Source organism: Pseudoalteromonas sp. S327 (assembly GCF_005886415.1).
Lineage (GTDB): Bacteria > Pseudomonadota > Gammaproteobacteria > Enterobacterales > Alteromonadaceae > Pseudoalteromonas > Pseudoalteromonas atlantica.
The window spans coordinates 1-320 of record NZ_PNDP01000114.1; the positions used below are offsets into that span (position 1 = coordinate 1).

A 320-nucleotide genomic window follows, 5' to 3' on the forward strand; every position below is an offset into this window, starting at 1 on the left:
GCTTGGCGATATCCCAACGCTAAATTTGGAATAGTTTTAGTTCTAGATAAGAACATGGTGCGGAAGGAGAGACTTGAACTCTCACATCCTAAGATACTGGAACCTAAATCCAGCGCGTCTACCAATTCCGCCACTCCCGCATTTAACATACACAGGTGTTAATGTATTGGAACCTAAATCCAGCGTCTAATTCAAGACTACTGCCAATTCCGATACTCCCGCATATTGTCATTCTTTATATGCAATTTCTTTGGTAGAAGAAATTGGCTGGGATACCAGGATTTGAACCTGGGAATGCCATTTTGAGACCGAGGGGGCTT

General features: G+C 43.1%; 1 tRNA gene. It reads right to left on the reverse strand.

The features are described from left to right. Positions 1-55 precede the first annotated feature (55 nt). Positions 56-140: transfer RNA gene (locus tag CWB60_RS20360), tRNA-Leu, on the reverse strand. Between the last annotated feature and the right edge of the window lie 180 nt (positions 141-320).